Annotated in this window: 6 protein-coding genes; all 6 read right to left on the bottom strand. The window is 70.3% G+C overall.

Annotation, left to right across the window (positions count from 1 at the left end; translation table 11 throughout):
• A partial coding sequence (locus QK444_RS34880) for a beta-ketoacyl synthase N-terminal-like domain-containing protein (protein ID WP_282786264.1) occupies nucleotides 1-165 on the bottom strand: 165 nt, incomplete at its 3' end.
• On the bottom strand, nucleotides 162-617 hold the full coding sequence (locus QK444_RS34885) for a hypothetical protein (RefSeq protein ID WP_282786259.1): 456 nt from the start codon (nucleotides 615-617) through the stop codon (nucleotides 162-164). The genes QK444_RS34885 and QK444_RS34880, both read right to left, overlap by 4 nt.
• Nucleotides 618-641: 24 nt before the next feature.
• Nucleotides 642-1,412, bottom strand: coding sequence for a 3-oxoacyl-ACP reductase family protein (locus QK444_RS34890; RefSeq protein ID WP_282786260.1), 771 nt, complete (start codon nucleotides 1,410-1,412; stop codon nucleotides 642-644).
• Complete coding sequence (locus QK444_RS34895) at nucleotides 1,409-1,828, bottom strand: holo-ACP synthase (protein WP_282786261.1); 420 nt, start codon at nucleotides 1,826-1,828, stop codon at nucleotides 1,409-1,411. Before QK444_RS34895 ends, QK444_RS34890 begins: the two co-directional genes overlap by 4 nt.
• 1 nt (nucleotide 1,829) lies before the next feature.
• Nucleotides 1,830-2,246, bottom strand: a complete 417-nt coding sequence (locus QK444_RS34900; RefSeq protein ID WP_282786262.1) for a phosphopantetheine-binding protein — start codon at nucleotides 2,244-2,246, stop codon at nucleotides 1,830-1,832.
• Nucleotides 2,243-2,971: ACP S-malonyltransferase (locus QK444_RS34905; protein WP_282786263.1), on the bottom strand; the 729-nt coding region annotated here is incomplete at its 5' end. The genes QK444_RS34900 and QK444_RS34905, both read right to left, overlap by 4 nt.

Here is a 2,971-nt window from a genome sequence, read left to right on the forward strand (position 1 = left end):
GAAGTCGCGGACCTGCCCGGCGATGCGGACCGGGAACCCGGTGCTGTCGAAGACGGTCAGCGGACCGACGCCGCTATTTCCTGCGACCAGGTTGCGCCAGGTGGTGGCGGCGTCGAGGCCGAGCGGCGTCACCGCCCCGATGCCGGTGATCACGACCCGCCTCATGCCACCAGCTCCCGTCCGCGCAACAGCCGGGCCATGCGTTCGATGGCCTCCGCGTGTTCCAGGGCATCGGCGTCGGATATGCCGCACAGAATTCCGGAAGCGGTGAGCACCGGCCGCCGGTCCACCCGGGCGGCGCCGTCGATCACGGCGGCGGTGTCGGCGGCGGACCGAACACTCACCTCGAGGTGCAGCACGTCACCGGGCACCACGTCGCCGTGGCAGACCACCTCGTCCATGCCGAGCAGGGTGGCACGGCGGTGTAATCCGCTGCTGAGCAGCACCAGCCAGCTGGCGGTCTGGCACACCGCCTCCAACACCAGGGTGGATGGCATCGTCAGGCGTCCGGAATCGTCACGCAGCCAGTAGTCCTCGGTGACCGAGGTGAGTTTCCGGGCGCGGGCGCCGGTGTCGCCGACCCAGTCGTCGATCCGGTCGATCAGATGGAATCGCATTGTTCTGCCTTGCCTTTCGCGCGCTCAGGCCATTCGCCCGAGGCCGAGTTGTGCACCGAATCCGCCATCGGCGCGCACCAGCGCGCCGGTCATGTAGCTCGCCCCCGGCCCGGCCAGGAAGGCGATCACCTCCGCGATCTGCTCGATCTCGGCCAGCGAACGCATCGGAATCTGGCGTTCCAGCTTCTTGACCCCGCCGCCCTCGACCAGATCGCCGATCAGCTCGGTCGGCGAGAAGCCCGGCAATACGGCATTGACCCGGACCCCGAAGCGCGCGAGTTCCACGGCACTGCAATAGGTGAAGGAGTTGATGGCACCTTTGGACGCGGAGTAGTTGGACTGGCCGATCCAGCCCCGATCGCCCATGACCGAGGAGACATTGACGATCACACCGTCACGCTGGCCCATGAGGTGCGCCATGGCGGCCCGGGTGCAGTTGAAGACCCCACCGAAGTTGACCCGCATCACATCCAGCCACGCGTCCGGGTCCATATCGAATATCAGCCCGTCCCTGGCGATTCCGGCATTGTTGACCAGGATGTGCAGACCGCCGAGGCTCTCGACGCAGCGTGTTACCAGCTCCTGCGCCTGCTCCGGGTCGGAGACGTCCGCGGCCAGCGCGACGGCTCGGCCGCCCGCCGCCGTGATCTCCTCGACCACCTCCTTCGCCGCGTCGTCGGCGCTGCGGTAGTTCACCGCCACCGCGGCGCCCCGCCGGGCGAGCAGCCGGGCGGTGGCCCGCCCGATACCCCGCGAACCACCCGTGACCAGGGCGACTCGGTCGGACAGCGTCATATCGACTCCTCCTCGGAAAAGGTGAACACGACCACCGCGATGGCGAAGCCACCACTGTGGGACAGCGAGACGTCCATGGCCTCCACCCCGCGCGCCGCGGCCGCCGTCGCCGCCACCCCCGACAGCCGCAGGCGCGGCCGGCCACTGGTGGAGTTGACGACTTCGATATCGCGCCAAGGCATTCCGGCTCCGAACGCCTTGACTACCGCCTCCTTGGCGGCGAACCGCGCGGCCAGGTGTTCCGCGCGGCGGCGACGCCCGTGCGCGTAGGCGAGTTCGCGGTCGGTGAAGATCTCCGCCGCCAGCGCGGGCTGGTCGGACAGCAGCGTCCGTACCTGTTCCACCGCGGCGATATCCACCCCGATACCGACCCGGGAGCGAGCTCCCGGGGCCGTCTCCACCCGCCCGGCGGTCATCTCAGCTCACGTCCGCCGCGAGCGCCGCGCGCGCGGACGTCATCTCGGCCAGGTTACGCACGGTGAACAGGGTCATCACCTGGTCAGCGGTGATCTTGCCCGCCAGCTCCGCCTGGTCGATCTGTGGTAGGACGGTGGCCAGCTGCGCCAGTCCCGCGGCGGTGAGCACGCCATCGGCGTCCTCCCACTCCTCGTCGGTCAGATCGCCCTGCAGCAGCTCGGCGATCTCGGCGGCCTGGATCTTCACCCCGACCTTGCGCTCGATCCGGAACAGGATGTCCAGCAGGTCGATGGATTCGGCCCCCAGCTCGCCCAGCACGGTGGCATCGGGCTCCACCTCGTCGATGTCGAGGCCGACCGCCTCGGCGACGGACTGCTGGACGGCCGCGAGGGTCTGCGCGGAGGTCTCGGTGGTCATGACAGGGTTCCTTCCTGATCGCGAATCTCACGGATCGCCGCGTCGATGCGGCGCGCGTCGCCGGTGCTGAGCACCGTGCGGTTGTCGACTGTGTGCTTGGCGAAGCCGGTGAGCACCCGGCCGGGACCCACCTCCAGATAGGCGGTGGCGCCGTGCCGTTCGGCGGCGGCGAGTACCTCGGTCCAGCGCACCGGGCAGGCCAGCTGCCGGCGCAGCAACCCGCGGGCATCGGCGCCGGAGGCCAGCACCGCGCCGGTGACCGAGCTGATCACCGGCAGCCGGGCGGGTCCGAAGTTGTGCCGGGCCAGCTCGTCGGCGAACTCCGCCTCGGCCGCCGACATCAGCGAACAGTGGAAGGGCGCGCCGACTTCCAGCAGCACGACCTTCTGCGCACCGGCCGCGCGCACCGCCCCCGCCACCTCGGCGAGCGCGGCGCGGTGCCCCGACACCACGGTCTGGTCGGCGTCGTTGTAGTTGGCCACCTCGGCGACCCCCGTGCCCGTGTGCTCGGCGCAGGCGCGTTCCACCGCCGCGGCGGGCAGCCCGATCACGGCCAGCATGCCGCCCTCGGTGCGCTCGGCCACCCGGGCCATCAGTTCACCGCGCCGACGCACCAGGGCGAACGCCGAATCCATGCTGAGCACCCCGGCCGCCACCAGCGCGGTGAACTCACCGAGGCTGTGCCCGGCCACAGCGCGGGGCCGAAATCCCTCGGCGCGCAATAT

This window comes from Nocardia sp. CC201C, from assembly GCF_030010695.1.
Taxonomy (GTDB): domain Bacteria; phylum Actinomycetota; class Actinomycetes; order Mycobacteriales; family Mycobacteriaceae; genus Nocardia; species Nocardia otitidiscaviarum.

Coding starts and splice junctions, on each gene's coding strand:
- QK444_RS34895 (WP_282786261.1), bottom strand. CDS start 1,828: ATGACCGCCGGGCGGGTGGAGACGGCCCCGGGAGCTCGCTCCCGGGTC.
- QK444_RS34885 (WP_282786259.1), bottom strand. CDS start 617: ATGCGATTCCATCTGATCGACCGGATCGACGACTGGGTCGGCGACACC.
- QK444_RS34890 (WP_282786260.1), bottom strand. CDS start 1,412: ATGACGCTGTCCGACCGAGTCGCCCTGGTCACGGGTGGTTCGCGGGGT.
- QK444_RS34900 (WP_282786262.1), bottom strand. CDS start 2,246: ATGACCACCGAGACCTCCGCGCAGACCCTCGCGGCCGTCCAGCAGTCC.